The sequence below is a fragment of the Comamonas testosteroni ATCC 11996 genome (assembly GCF_000241525.1).
Taxonomy (GTDB): domain Bacteria; phylum Pseudomonadota; class Gammaproteobacteria; order Burkholderiales; family Burkholderiaceae_C; genus Comamonas; species Comamonas testosteroni.
This window is the reverse complement of the sequence record NZ_AHIL01000025.1, coordinates 112,385-124,754: the sequence shown is the minus strand read 5'-3', so window position 1 is coordinate 124,754 and position 12,370 is coordinate 112,385. Positions and strand designations below refer to the sequence as shown.

At 54.0% G+C, this 12,370-nt stretch carries 12 protein-coding genes; 3 read left to right on the top strand and 9 right to left on the bottom strand.

Annotated elements, in window-relative coordinates; genetic code table 11:
• Window positions 1–115 precede the first annotated feature (115 nt).
• On the top strand, window positions 116–310 hold the full coding sequence (locus CTATCC11996_RS09295; protein ID WP_003075440.1) for a hypothetical protein: 195 nt from the start codon (window positions 116–118) through the stop codon (window positions 308–310).
• A 25-nt stretch (window positions 311–335) separates the two neighbouring features.
• Here the strand turns inward: CTATCC11996_RS09295 and CTATCC11996_RS09290 are convergent, their stop codons facing one another.
• The 5 genes from CTATCC11996_RS09290 to CTATCC11996_RS25710 form a co-directional block, all read right to left on the bottom strand.
• A complete protein-coding gene (locus tag CTATCC11996_RS09290) occupies window positions 336–1,193 on the bottom strand; it encodes a DUF6216 family protein (RefSeq protein WP_138983850.1) in 858 nt (285 codons plus the stop codon).
• Between the two features lie 24 nt (window positions 1,194–1,217).
• Window positions 1,218–2,702 carry a hypothetical protein gene (locus CTATCC11996_RS09285; protein WP_138983849.1) on the bottom strand — a complete coding sequence of 495 codons (1,485 nt, stop codon included), beginning with the start codon at window positions 2,700–2,702 and terminating at the stop codon, window positions 1,218–1,220.
• A gap of 57 nt (window positions 2,703–2,759) precedes the next feature.
• Window positions 2,760–3,059, bottom strand: a complete 300-nt coding sequence (locus tag CTATCC11996_RS26530; RefSeq protein ID WP_003075434.1) for a YdcA family protein — start codon at window positions 3,057–3,059, stop codon at window positions 2,760–2,762.
• Window positions 3,060–3,608: 549 nt separating this feature from the next.
• The gene (locus CTATCC11996_RS09280) at window positions 3,609–3,944 is read right to left on the bottom strand and encodes a helix-turn-helix domain-containing protein (protein WP_034348541.1); all 336 of its coding nucleotides are present in this window, start codon (window positions 3,942–3,944) and stop codon (window positions 3,609–3,611) included.
• A gap of 350 nt (window positions 3,945–4,294) precedes the next feature.
• On the bottom strand, window positions 4,295–4,546 hold the full coding sequence (locus CTATCC11996_RS25710; RefSeq protein WP_003075432.1) for a hypothetical protein: 252 nt from the start codon (window positions 4,544–4,546) through the stop codon (window positions 4,295–4,297).
• Window positions 4,547–5,085: 539 nt separating this feature from the next.
• Between CTATCC11996_RS25710 and CTATCC11996_RS09265 the strand changes: the two genes are divergently transcribed.
• Window positions 5,086–5,766: a phosphoribosyltransferase gene (locus tag CTATCC11996_RS09265; RefSeq protein ID WP_003075428.1), complete on the top strand. Its 681-nt coding sequence runs from the start codon at window positions 5,086–5,088 to the stop codon at window positions 5,764–5,766.
• 613 nt (window positions 5,767–6,379) lie between these two features.
• On the opposite strand, the gene CTATCC11996_RS09260 is transcribed toward CTATCC11996_RS09265, so the two are convergent.
• The 4 genes from CTATCC11996_RS09260 to CTATCC11996_RS09245 all read right to left on the bottom strand — a co-directional run bounded on the left by CTATCC11996_RS09260 (window position 6,380) and on the right by CTATCC11996_RS09245 (window position 11,207).
• Window positions 6,380–6,997 (bottom strand): YdeI/OmpD-associated family protein, encoded by a 618-nt coding sequence (locus CTATCC11996_RS09260; protein WP_003075425.1) that lies wholly within the window; start codon window positions 6,995–6,997, stop codon window positions 6,380–6,382.
• A 153-nt stretch (window positions 6,998–7,150) separates the two neighbouring features.
• A complete protein-coding gene (chrA, locus tag CTATCC11996_RS09255) occupies window positions 7,151–8,506 on the bottom strand; it encodes a chromate efflux transporter (RefSeq protein WP_003075423.1) in 1,356 nt (451 codons plus the stop codon).
• A gap of 342 nt (window positions 8,507–8,848) precedes the next feature.
• Window positions 8,849–10,132, bottom strand: coding sequence for a TolB-like translocation protein (locus CTATCC11996_RS09250; protein ID WP_034348538.1), 1,284 nt, complete (start codon window positions 10,130–10,132; stop codon window positions 8,849–8,851).
• Window positions 10,133–10,208: 76 nt separating this feature from the next.
• A complete protein-coding gene (locus CTATCC11996_RS09245) occupies window positions 10,209–11,207 on the bottom strand; it encodes a Bug family tripartite tricarboxylate transporter substrate binding protein (RefSeq protein ID WP_003075417.1) in 999 nt (332 codons plus the stop codon).
• A gap of 169 nt (window positions 11,208–11,376) precedes the next feature.
• On the opposite strand from CTATCC11996_RS09245, the gene CTATCC11996_RS09240 reads away from it, so the two are divergent.
• Window positions 11,377–12,267, top strand: coding sequence for a LysR family transcriptional regulator (locus tag CTATCC11996_RS09240; protein WP_034348537.1), 891 nt, complete (start codon window positions 11,377–11,379; stop codon window positions 12,265–12,267).
• Window positions 12,268–12,370: the final 103 nt, after the last annotated feature.

The following is a 12,370-nucleotide window of genomic DNA, read 5'->3' as shown; positions in this document are numbered from 1 at the left end:
TGATTGCGGCTCTTGAAGCGAAGTCAAAGCCTTTACCAACGAGGCGGACGCTCTGGCTGCCGCCCGTGCCGAATGGCTGCTCATCCAGCGCGGCATCTACTCCTTTGACATCACCTTGGCCTACGGCCGCGCCGATGTCATGCCCCAGCGGCCAGTGATCGTCAGCGGCTGGAAAAAGCAGATCGATGAAACCGTGTGGATGGTCACTGCCGTGCGCCACAGCCTGAGCAGCAGCGGCTATATCAGCCAGCTAACGCTGGAGACTCAGCAGAGCGAGGGCGTGGATGGAGGGGATGAGGCAAATGAATGATTAATTTTTACTGAAATTCAATTAATTACTCAATTCCGAGATCTTCATTATTTTTTAAGTTTTTATATTTACTATATTCTTCAATTCTTTTATTAATTTTGGAAGCCATTATATATTTAATTATCTGATAACCAAAAACTAAAATCATTCCAAAACACGCAACAAAAATTCCGGCAGAAAATGCTTTTGATTTTTTTATAGTATCTTGGTAGAATTTTTTTCCTTCGACACCAAATATTCCGCAAGCGATGTACTTGTTAAACTTCTTATTGGCATCATCACTGCCAGGCTCTGGATATGCTCCAGCGGTCATCACATCGCATTGCCTACGACTAAATTTCTCATCGTAAATGGATAGCTTTTTTCCATCAAAATGAAAATTTTGCTCTGTTTCAACAACGACAAATTGCGCATCATTTGTATTTAAAAAAATATTTGAAATAATAATAGATGATACGAGAGCTAAAATAAGAGTGACATTAATAATAATGTCATATTTAAAACTATCTTTCTTTATGCGACCAAGCCTGACATCAAAGAGGTTGGAAATCTTGCGAAGCTCAAGAAAGTTCACGTTATTAGAGGAAAGCCAGTTTCTCAATGACCTAACATGATCTTTTGTTTCCACATCGAACCCATACCTATACCGAAATAGCTCCAAATCTCTAATAATCTCCCAATCATTATTAAGTTCTTTGTCATTGAATTCCAGCTTGCCCCCGAAAAATATCCATATCCTATCCAAAAGGAAGTTTATGGATTTAGCTCTGTAAACACAAATACCAAGACAGAAAATAATAAGAGCGCCTACAAATGCAACCCCCCATATTTGGAATGAACCAGAAATTGAACTAATTCCATCAACAACATCTGCATTACTCATATCTTCTGCCAGTAAACACTCAAATTAATTTGACTTAAGCTTTCCACGCACAAGCTCAATCAGACTCTTTATTTCATCCAAATTGAGTTTTTCAAGCAGTTGAAGAACAGGCGGTTTTTCCGTGTGATTGCCATCGAGTGACTTGGATGCGTTATAGGCAATTGCATCAATCGACTTAGCAATCAGTTCTTTTTGCAATTGATCTCCATCAACCTTTAAATCTACAAGCTGCATCTTGTAACTTTGATAAGATGAAGCCAGAGATTCTTTGTGCGCATACTCTTGCTGCAGTCTCTCGTATTGACTTCTGCGCGTCGCGGAAAAAATGGCAAGCCAAATAACAGGTGCAATTATTGGTACTCTTGTCAGAATTGTGCGGAGCATCTCACTCCAGTCACCGGCCTTTACCATCGTCCACGCAAATGGTGAAAAACCAAATGTATCAGTAACCATTACCAAGCCACCGATCAACATTAAAAATAATGATATGTAAAATGCAACTGAATATATAAATATAGGTCTATCGAATGAATTTTTCAGTTTATTATATGCACTAGCTAGACCCGCACTAGTCGCACCTGGCAAGAGCGATTCAATTTGAATATGCATTGCTTGGTGCTTGACTTTTTGATCCTCTTCAAAATCATTTAGATCTTTTTTTCTATCATCCAATTCTTGCTTCAATCCACCCGTCAGGGTATCGGAACCATCTTCTGTAGGTTTTCCGAAAATAGTGGCATGAAATGATTTAAGCTCCTTGTGCTCCTTAGTGGAAGCCTCCCTCATTTCACCTAGTTCATAATTTATTGCCTGAATATTATTTTTGTGCGAATTGATCGTATTAGAGATTGAATCCGGCCCATCTAACAACTCTTTCCGGAAAGCTGCGACAGAGTTTTTATCAGATTCAACGCTAGATATCAAATCCTTAATATATATCTCTGCTGCTCTATGATCACCATCTCCTTCAAAGAGGTAAGCCGAAAATTCCTTAACCTTTATCTCTATCGCATCAATATTATCTTTCTTTGACTGAATTTCACCGAATGCGGTGGAAATTGATGATTGAGATTTTTTTGCAGATTGCTCAAACGATTTTATATAGCCATTAACTTTATCTGTGTAAGCTTTAACCGATGCTCCATAGGCATCAAGCGCAACCTCTGGGACAACCATGTAGGGCCGTATGTACGATAGTAAATTATCGGCATTACCGTTTGCGTTGGACAAATGAGCAGCATTACGGTTTGATTGATAATTTTGAACTTCTGAGAGACAGAGAGCAGCCTGTTGTTGAAAGCTATTAAATATAGTCAGAGGCGTCAATTCAAGATCCAATCCTGAAATAATAGTATCGATGTACACTATTATTTTTTTCAATCTTGCCAGCTCTTCAACTGTCGTTAACACTGTCACATCATCAATTACTTGACTATCAACAGCTTCTAAAAGAACTTTCCAAGTTGCACGGAATGGATGCGTCATCCCTGCATCGACCCAACGACTCATGTTGATTGCCTCCTAGTTTTGTATCTGATTCACTGAATCAGCGGTCGACCACCGACCTCACCGCCGCAAATAACTCTTACGCCCCGAATCCGTATAGCAATACTGCCCGCCACGTGGTCCAGTGCAGATATTGCCGCTGCGGCAACTGCAATCACCGCCAGCAGATTGGGTAGGTTTAGGCTGTGACGTCAGCCCCAGCGCGCGGCTGGCACCGCCGCCCATCTCTGCGCTGCAGCTGCGCTTGGAGCCGCTGACGGAGCCGTCATTGCAGATAAACAGGTCACCCTGGCAATGCGACACACCGCCCTTACGGCCCGAGCATGGATAGTTGGCAGCGTTAACGTCAAAGCTGCTCAAAGCCAACAGCACTAAAGCGCATGCAGCTATGAATATGGAGTGCAGAGACTTTTGCTGAGCCCACGGCTTGCGCGTGCCGGGCGCCATCATCGAGACTGCCGGTTGAACTCAGCTTGCGCTCTCATTTCAGCGACACAGCTGGAGTTTGGTTCACAGACATCGTCCTCTGCAGACCGGCGAGTTGGTCGTGCAGCAGTGTTCTGCGCTTTGGGCGTTGCAGCGCTAGCTGACTTTTGTACCTGGGGCTTTGGCGCGTTGCTGCTATCGCTGTAGTAGCCGCCACCTGACGAACCGTACCCGGAGCCACCGCTGCCATAGCTACGTCGGCTGCTTCGGATGCTGCCGCCCGAGCTACGGCTACTGCCACCTGAATTGCGACGGCCACCGCCGCCGCGAGCCTGGGCCACCGTGGGCACCAGTGCAGCAGCGACCAAGGCTGTGAAAAGACCTCGCCGCGTTGAACGGGCGCTCTCTAGAACCAGCATTGCACTCCCCCTCTTTTGTGAGCCGCAGTCTCTCTGGACCGTCAGCCCGAAATTCGGTTCTTACCTATTTCTCTTTCTCTTCTGACGAAAAGGCGAGCTTTGCAACAGCTTCCAGGGCAGTACGGCCTTCAGAAGTGCTGTTGCGCCAGGCTTGCAGCAGTTCGCGCTCTGCTGGGGCCAGGGTGCTTTCTGAGGCATTGGCCTTTTGTCCTGTGACTACAACACCAAGACCGGCCATCAGCGCCAAAACGCTAGCATTTGGGGTGGCTTCGCCCTTCTCCCATTTGAGCAAAGCACCTCTCGAGACATTGCATGCCTCTGCAAATGCAAGCTGTGGCATATCCAAGCGGAAGCGCTCCTCCTTGATTCGCTCGCCTATAAGCTCACAAAATTCATCCATGATGCATTGACACGCTCATTTTTGCTATCAAAGATGCAGTTACGTTGTAAATCTCAGTTCTCATCGTACATGACCACCACCGTCAACCTGCAGACATCTCAGCGCGCCGCTTTAGTCAGTGCCTCTGTGGACAAGCCCATTGCCATCCGCCTGGGCCAGCAAGAGCTGGACGAAGTGCTGCAATTGGCCCGCGCAGAGGACCGCCCTGCTGGCAACTTTGCCCGCATGGTGGCGTGCAGACGGGTAGCGGCAACAGCGGCGGACCTATCGGGGGCGCAGCATGATGAACGTCAACACCGGCCGCAGCATCGACTAGAGCCCGTCACCGCAGACCTGCAAGCGCTTTCGCTCTATGGCGCGGCCGGGTTCGATGTGGGGGCGCTGCTGCTGACGCTCACCAGCCGTGCGCCTTGTGCCCCCATGTCTCCGTCCGGGTCGTAGGCCAGCACCACGGCAGGGTCGGCGTCGGCCCTGCGGTAGATCGGCAGGTGGGCCAGCTCGGCTTCACAGATCAGCTCTTCTTCTTTTTCCTCCAGCGTGCACAGCTGCGTGGTCAGCTGTTCGCGGCGTGTGGTGCGTTCGGTCAGTGGCAGGCTGGGCACATACCACCTTGGCCAGAAATACCTTCTTGATGGAGCCTCCAAACAGCCAGATCAGCTGCGGTGCGATCGAGATATTCAGCATCCCCGACGCATTGCTTTGCCCCACCGGCAAATTCCCCCCCTGCATCACGCTCAAGGGGCTCACCTCGGTGATGGATGCCTCCGGGTTGCGCAGGCTCAGGAACTTGTTGTTGACCTCTGCGGCATCGCTCGACATGCAATCGAACCACGCAGACACACGGACTTTGTCGTCGCAAGCACTGCGGCAGATGCTCAGCTTGTGCTGAAAACCTCGTAATTTCCCACAATACAAGCTACAGCCCAAATGCCATGCATTGCGTACATTGGCGCGGCTTATGGATGAATCAACCCGGTAGTAATTTGCGCCCCGCGAAGCGGGCAGGCGTGGCGGGGGCGTCATGGCGCGCCGCGGGGTTGAAGGCTGGGTCTGTATCAGCCTCTAGAAGTCAACCAAGCGTCCACCCAAAGCGCGAAAATCAGGAGTAGTTCAGCGTTTTGAACGGTGAGGAGCCAGAGACATGAAGTGGGATACTCCGTTTCGTGACCGGGCGGAGGCTGGTCAAGCCCTGGCTGCGATGTTGAGAGAGTTTCGTGAGCAAGCCGATGTGCTCGTGCTGGCCTTGCCTCGAGGCGGTGTTCCAGTCGCCTATGAAGTTGCCAATGCGCTGGCCCTGCGGCTGGATTTGATCCTAGTGCGCAAACTAGGCACACCCGGCCACAAAGAGGTGGCGATGGGCGCCATTGCCAGTGGCGGCGTACAGGTGTTTAACGATGACGCCATCCGTGACCTGCACATCTCCCCAACGGCCATCGAGACAGCAATTCACGAGGAAACCCTGGAGTTGCTGCGCCGAGACAAGGTCTATAGAGGCAAACGTCCTGCGCCAACCATGCTCGGGCAAAGGGTGATACTGGTCGATGACGGGATAGCGACCGGTGCCACCATGCGAGCAGCGATTGTGGCGGTGCGCCAGCAGGCACCGGCGCGTATCGCAGTCGCCGTGCCGGTCGCCCCCGCTGAGACGCTGGCGATGCTACGCCCACTTGTCGACCAACTGATCTGCCAGCTCACCCCGAAGCCCTTCCACTCCGTTGGTCAGTACTACCGAGATTTCGCACAGACCACGGATGAAGAGGTAAAAACGCTGCTTCGCCTTGCTTGGCGGAGGGAACCGCGACAAACAGGCGCCCCTCCCTAAACGGCAGGTGACAGGCCGTAGCGCGTCAAAGACGGCATAGATCCAGAAAGCTCGCAAGACGGCACTCGAAACGAGTTGCGAAAGTCGCCGAATGCGGTCTGCTCGAAACGCATTTTTCTCCTAAGCTGTGGGACATTGGCATGGGACATGAGGAGTGCAAAAGTCCGAATTTAGCGATGATCGCCCGGAGAACACACAGGAAAAGCAATGTGGATTTTGGCAGAGAAGCTGGTGTAACGGGTTCGATTCTTGCCGTGCAAACTCAAGGCCGCGAAGGTGCATAACCTTCCGGCCTTTTTCTTTTTCCCCTCTGTAGTCCTCAATTCGAAGTACGCCAAAGTCCACAGAAACGATCCGCAATCCGGGGACATCCGGGAGTAAATTTGGGGGCACATTTTTAGGAAAAGGTGGCACATTTCAGATGCCCTCAGCCTTTGTCCCTAGGCTTCATCTCCCCATCCGTCACCCAACCCTTTCCCTCGTCGGCGCGAATATCGACCAACCCTTATCTGGCGCTGGTATACGAGTCATGCTTTTCGCCGCAGGCAACCAGACAACAACAGGAACACGGGCCGCTCAATGCAAAATGCTCATACGCGTGCGAACTTCGCAATCAAGCCTTGGCACGGGGCTTGAAGAGATGGATGGTTTCGCCGCGGGCAAGCATTCCCACCAACTGAGCGATGCGCCTGGCGCGCGTCTCGGCTCTCGCAGCCGTCTGGATCCGCCACAGTATCGCGTAGCGATTGGAAGCATTGATGCTTGCAAAGAAGGTCTTGGCCGCCGGCTCGGCCTCCAGTGCAGCCTGCAGATCCTCAGGCACCGTGGACGTACGCGCACTGTCGTAGGCCCGCGCCCAGCGCCCGTCAGCCTTGGCTGCCTCTACCTGAGCCTGACCTGGGGCCTGCATGCGGCCCGCTTCAATGAGTGCCTGTACCTTCTCGACATTGATCTTTGACCAGACGCTGCGCGCGCGCCTCGGCGTGAAGCGCTGAAGATAGTGTTGATCGTCAAAACTTTTCTTCTGTCCATCGATCCAGCCCCAACACAGCGCAATCTCCACCGCTTCGGGGTAGGTGACACTGGGCTCATTGGAGCCTCGCTTGGCGATCTTGAGCCAGAGGCCTTCGGAGGTAGCGTGATTCTTCTTCAGCCAGGCCTCGAAGGCTTTGGCGCTCTTGAACAGGGTTGGTGCAAGTTCAAGCGGGATGATGGATTTGACGGTAGGCATCACCTGGACCTATGCGAATGAGCATCAGCGTGGCTCCTGGCATAGAGGCAGGAGCCTGTTTGATGGCAGGGAAAGACAAGTTTAACCAGAACTCCCGGCCTGTAGCAGCCGCAAAACGCCCCACGACTCACCCCAAAACAGGGGCTGGAGCGATCACCACAACTGCACAAGCAATCCTGCCAGCCCTGCCGCCACAATGACGTAGATGACATTGATCTTGAAGCGGAGCAACGCAATGCCTGCTGCCAGCCCAATGACAATCGACGGCCACTCCATGTGTCCTGCGAAGCCTTGAGGCCAAACGACATGGTAGGCAAAGAAAACCGCCAGATTCAGGATGACACCCACGACCGCAGCGGTGATGCCGACCAAAGGTGCAGTGAACTTCAGCTTGCCGTGGGTGGACTCGATAAAGGGGCCACCCAGGAAAATGAAAAAGAACGACGGCAGAAAAGTGAAGAAGGTCACGATCACTGCTGCGACGACTCCGGCCAGCAACAGCGAATCCGCACCGAAGATCGCCTTGGTCCAGCCGCCTACGAAGGCCACAAAGGACACCACCATGATGAGCGGGCCCGGAGTGGTCTCTCCCAGAGCCAGGCCATCGATCATTTGTGTTGCAGTCAACCAATGGAAGTTCTCCACCGCGCCCTGGTAAACATAGGGCAGCACCGCATATGCGCCCCCAAAGGTCATCAGCGCGGCCTTCGTGAAGAACCACCCCATTTGAACCAAGGCAGACTCCAGACCAAACGCCGTGGCGAGCACCCCCATAGCACTGCCCCACAGCGTCAGGCAGACCAGCGACACCCTCCAGAATCCTCGCCAGGAAAATCGCGCATGCGGCGGAGTGGGAGTGTCATCGTCAATCAATGCAGCCCCGAGTGACTGACGCGCATTGCCTTTTTCATGGCTGGAGCCATCAAAGGCCTCGGGGCGCAATTTACCGCCGATGAAACCGATGGCTGCGGCCGCAATGACGATGAGCGGGAACGGAACATTAAGGGCAAAAATGGCGAGAAACGCAGCTGCCGCAATGCCCCAATGCCAACTGCTCTTGAGCGACCTTGAGCCCACCCGATAGGCGGCCTGTGCCACAAGCGCCGTCACAGCGGGCTTGATACCATAGAAAATGCCGGCAATGATCGGCATGTCGCCGTGGGCCATATACAACCAGGCCAGAGCCATGATGATGAACAGCGATGGCAGGACAAAAAGAACCCCTGCCAAAATGCCGCCCCATGTCCGATGCAGCAACCACCCCAGGTAAGTGGCAAGCTGCTGAGCCTCGGGCCCCGGCAGCAGCATGCAGTAGTTCAGGGCGTGGAGAAATCGCTTCTCGGAAATCCATCGACGCCGATCTACCAGCTCCTCATGCATGAGTGCTATTTGACCTGCGGGGCCGCCAAAGCTGATGAAGCCCAGCTTCAACCAGAAACGCAGCGCTTCTGAAAGAGAAAGAGAGACCGGCGCAACCGGATCGGTGGGCCTGGGCAAAGCGGTGTCCATAAAAGCTCCATAGGGAATATCCAGCTCTTGGACGAGACACCGTCTACCCTTGCGGGACGGGAGGCTGCTTTCCCGATGCAGAAATTCTAGCCCAGTCGCCCGGGCGCTCGTACACGCCGAGGACAAAGTCTGCAGTCACCGAGAGCAGCGCCAGCATATGGAACACAGCCGCACTTGCCGTGTTCCACAAGAGCATGCATTTCAGCCTTCGACGCCCAGGGCTTCTTCGCCTCAGATCTCTCGTGCAGACGAAGCCACCGGGCGTTGGCGTTTTCACTGCCTTGAGGCACAGTGCAGCTCGGATAGCCTGAATCTCATCAGCGATAGCGCTGCTTTCAACCTTCAGGCTGCATCCACAATCGACGAGACATCCAGCACATACATCTGGCGCTGGCGCTCATGCACCGAGTCAATGCATACCTGCTTGCCATCACGGCTCCAGCGCGGATGCAGGTCACAGCGGTTTTCCTTGCTCAGGTCCGGAGTGGCATAGAAACTGCCCAGATTGCGACGCTCGCCGGTCTGCATGTCGAAAAGGAACAGAAAGCGCTCGTGCGTGCTGTCGTCGGGATAGGTATCACTCAGCATCCAGCGGGTGCTCACCGGCGAGAATGTCATATGGCCGTTTTCCACCAGTACATTGCGGCCAACCACCTGTACCTCGCCTCCTTCAACGTCGTGATAGAGGTGGTAGTGGATCTCGCCTGCATGCGGCCCCCAGACAATGATGTGCTCATTGTCCTGCCACAGGGGGTGAGAGATCTGGTATTCCGATTTTTCATAGTCAAACGTGCCTACGGCATCGGGGTCGAAGTCGTCGGCCAGTTGCGGCAGCGGGTGATCGGAACACTCCAGCAAGCGCATGTCCGAACCGTCCGAATTCATGGTGATAAGGCGGTGCAGAAAGCAGGTCTCATCTTTCACTCGCTCTGTCCAGCGATGCAGAAAAAGTATGCGTGAGGAAGCCGGGTTGACCTCGATATGGCTTACCCAGTGGATGGCCTTGTCCATCGACGTCACAGGATGGAATGCCTTGAGTTGCGCATAGCTGACCAGCAACCGGGCATCGCCTGTCGCCAGTTCCATGCGCCAGATGCCGTCATCGGCGGGCGCCAGAGGCAATTCAAACGGCTGGCCGGGCTCGCTGTAACCAATGGTCTCGTGCGTAATGTACAGACGCCGGTAATTGACCGACAGTGCCCAGGCACTGCTGGGTGCCACCACATACACGGGCATGGGCATAACGCGGCGCTCTTGCGTATCCACATCCACCACCACAGCGCCAAAGCCCGGGTAACGAGCGGACATATCGCCCGTGCGATCGTTATAGATCAGCTTGCGGCCCGGTGCGCCGTCAAGCCATTGCAGCTGGCTGCCCATCTGGAAGTTCCAGGCACCGGTCTCGCCCACGGCGTGAAAGCGGTCACCGTCCTGAGTGTCGAAATAGCCAATCGTTGCCTTGACCTCTGGCGTCAGATAGATGTCCATCCAGGGCGTTTGCTGGGCGGCCAGCAGGCGATTGCTTTTGTCCCAGTTGGACTTGTTGTAGTAGCCGAAGAAGTGATGAAGGCTGCCGTTACCCACGCGTCGGCAGGGAGCAAAAGAAGAATGAGAAGAGGTCGTCATTGGATGTCAAGCAGTAGCGTCGCAGCACACGCTGCGACTCGAAAACGATGCAGGGCATGAAAAAGCCCGGCTCTGGCTAGTTCGCCGTAATCTTTCCAGCAGCGATCACCTGATCCCAACGCTGCTTTTCCCTGGCCACAAAGCTTTGCGCTTCTACCGGGGTATTGGCCACGGCACTCATCCCCTGCTCCTGCAGACCCTTGCGGAACTCGGGTGTATTGACCACCTTGCGGATGTCTTCGCTGAGCTTGTGCACCACCGCCTGAGGCACCTTGGAAGACACAGCAACCGTGGTCCACGATGTGGCCACATAGTCCTTCATTCCTGCCTCGCTGGCCGTCGGTACATCCGGCAATGCCGCAAGGCGTTCATTGCCTGTGACCGCCAGTGCCTTGAGCTTGCCGCCCTTGACGTGCGCCAGCACTGTCGGAGGGTTCTCGAACATCAGCTGGATCTGGCCACCAAGCAAATCGTTAAGTGCTGCCGAGCTGCCACGATAGGGCACATGAACAATGGGAGCACCGGACTGGAGCTTGTACAGCTCCCCCATCATGTGGACCGACGAGCCCACGCCAGCAGAGCCAAAATTGATGCTGCCTGGGTCCTTTTTGGCCAGCGCGGTCAGATCCTGCAGATTCTTGACCGGCAGATTGGGAGTTGCAACCACGACATGGGGCATCTCCGCCAGCACGGTGACAACGCGCAACTCCTTGGCAGGGTCGTAAGGCAGTTTCTTGTAAACCCCGTAAGCAGCATGCAATCCGATGGATCCCACCATCAGCGTGTAGCCGTCCGCAGGCTGGTCGGACACATATTTCCCGCCCAGATGACCGCCCGCCCCGGGCTTGTTTTCCACCACCACAGGCTGGTTCCACATACGGCCGAGCCTGTCGGCAAGCATACGGGCTTGCACGTCCGAGCTGCCACCCGCAGTGAACGGCACGATGATGCGAATTTGACGAGCAGGGTTGGGATATGCGGAGCTGTCTTCAGCCCAGGCTGAGCCGACACTCGCCAGCGTTGCGGCAGCCAGCACTCCCATGCACAGAGAGCGACGAGCGCTAATGCAAACCATCTAATGACTCCTTGGATTGATCGATGCGCCCTCAATTCCTGAAAACGCATGCACTTATTCGTATGGAAGTCAGTGTAGAAAGCCTAACCTACTCGGAAAAATTCATTTTTCAAACTCATCTATACGCAGCTGGTATACCCTTCCCCCTCAGCATCAATCCGATTGCGCCATGCCACGCCCTTTGAGTTTTAAAGAAATTGAAGCATTTCGTGCCGTGATGCAAACCGGCACAACGACCGCCGCTGCGCAGTTGCTGCACACCACCCAACCGTCCATCAGCCGTCTGCTGGCTCAGATGCAGACGGGCGCGGACCTGAAGCTGTTTGATATGTATAAAGGGCGGCTGCGCCCGACTGCAGAGGCACGGGAGCTCTTTTCGACGGTGCAGCAACATTTCGTAGGTCTGGACCGCATTGAGCGCGACCTTCAGGGGTTGCGGCAGTTCGGTGCAGGCACTCTGCGCATAGGCTGCACCCCGGCACTGGGACTGTCCATCGTTCCTGCGGCCCTGCACAATTTTCTGCAGCACTACCCAAGCACACACATCAGTCTGCAGACGCTAGGCACCACACATCTTCGGGAAGGACTGCTGCACGGCCAGTTTGACCTGGTGGTCAGTACCATGGCCATTGGCGCCCCTGAACTCAATGCAAGCGTTCTGCATCAGACCCAGGCCGTCTGCGTCATGCATCCAGGCCATCCGCTGGCACAGCACAGCAGCCTGCATGTCCAGGATTTGGAAAATCAGCTGCTGCTGACTTTGAATTCGGACGACAACATCTACCTGCAACTGCAGCGAACCATGCTCGAGCATGATGTCCGGCCCAGCTCAACTGTCGAGACAACCTACTCTTCCACCATCTGCTGCCTCGCAGCGCAAGGTACAGGCTTGGGCGTAGTGAACCCATACGTGGCGGCAACATTTGCGTCAACCCTCTGCATCAAACCGTTCCTGCCCGAGTGCTCAGTAGAGGTAGCGCTAGCACTGCCAAGTCATTCGGCACCTTCAGAACGCACGCAATGCTTCGTCGAGGAGTTGCAAAGACAGCTGGCAACATAAGCAGCTCAGCCCAGCTCTGCGGCAAAGACTAACCACTCAAGAAGACTCCAGCGTCAGATGGCAGCGAACGCCAAATACGCTTCAAAGGTCTGCGCCTGCAACC

Coding starts and splice junctions, on each gene's coding strand:
- CTATCC11996_RS09240 (WP_034348537.1), top strand. CDS start 11,377: ATGCCACGCCCTTTGAGTTTTAAAGAAATTGAAGCATTTCGTGCCGTG.
- CTATCC11996_RS09285 (WP_138983849.1), bottom strand. CDS start 2,702: ATGAGTCGTTGGGTCGATGCAGGGATGACGCATCCATTCCGTGCAACT.
- CTATCC11996_RS09250 (WP_034348538.1), bottom strand. CDS start 10,132: ATGACGACCTCTTCTCATTCTTCTTTTGCTCCCTGCCGACGCGTGGGT.
- CTATCC11996_RS09290 (WP_138983850.1), bottom strand. CDS start 1,193: ATGAGTAATGCAGATGTTGTTGATGGAATTAGTTCAATTTCTGGTTCA.
- CTATCC11996_RS09245 (WP_003075417.1), bottom strand. CDS start 11,207: ATGGTTTGCATTAGCGCTCGTCGCTCTCTGTGCATGGGAGTGCTGGCT.
- CTATCC11996_RS09265 (WP_003075428.1), top strand. CDS start 5,086: ATGAAGTGGGATACTCCGTTTCGTGACCGGGCGGAGGCTGGTCAAGCC.
- chrA (WP_003075423.1), bottom strand. CDS start 8,506: ATGGACACCGCTTTGCCCAGGCCCACCGATCCGGTTGCGCCGGTCTCT.
- CTATCC11996_RS09260 (WP_003075425.1), bottom strand. CDS start 6,997: ATGCCTACCGTCAAATCCATCATCCCGCTTGAACTTGCACCAACCCTG.
- CTATCC11996_RS09280 (WP_034348541.1), bottom strand. CDS start 3,944: ATGGATGAATTTTGTGAGCTTATAGGCGAGCGAATCAAGGAGGAGCGC.